Source organism: Paenarthrobacter aurescens, from assembly GCF_025421775.1.
GTDB lineage: Bacteria > Actinomycetota > Actinomycetes > Actinomycetales > Micrococcaceae > Arthrobacter > Arthrobacter aurescens_B.
This window is the reverse complement of the sequence record NZ_JAOEFX010000602.1, coordinates 1-246: the sequence shown is the minus strand read 5'-3', so window position 1 is coordinate 246 and position 246 is coordinate 1. Positions and strand designations below refer to the sequence as shown.

General features: G+C 57.3%; 1 pseudogene. It reads right to left on the bottom strand.

Annotated features, from left to right (window positions below):
* Positions 1-65: 65 nt before the first annotated feature.
* Positions 66-246 (bottom strand): annotated as a pseudogene (locus tag N7568_RS24965) (DNA-binding response regulator); the annotation flags it as partial.

Below are 246 nucleotides of genomic sequence, written 5' to 3'. Positions count from 1 at the left end.
GGCTCAGCCGGATCACGCTCCCACGTCCCGCGGAGCTGGGCGATATACACCCGCAGGTTCTGGGGTTACTTGGCGTTGGGCTGCCCCCAGCCGTGTTTGAGGTTCTGCTGCTGGCTCAACAGCTTCCCCTTGTTGCTGAACAACAGCTCAAGGATGTTCCATACCGTAGGGCTCAAACTGACTTCAGAGCCGTACTTCACGATCTTCTTACAGGACAGGTCAACAAAGAAATCGGAGGAGGCGCGT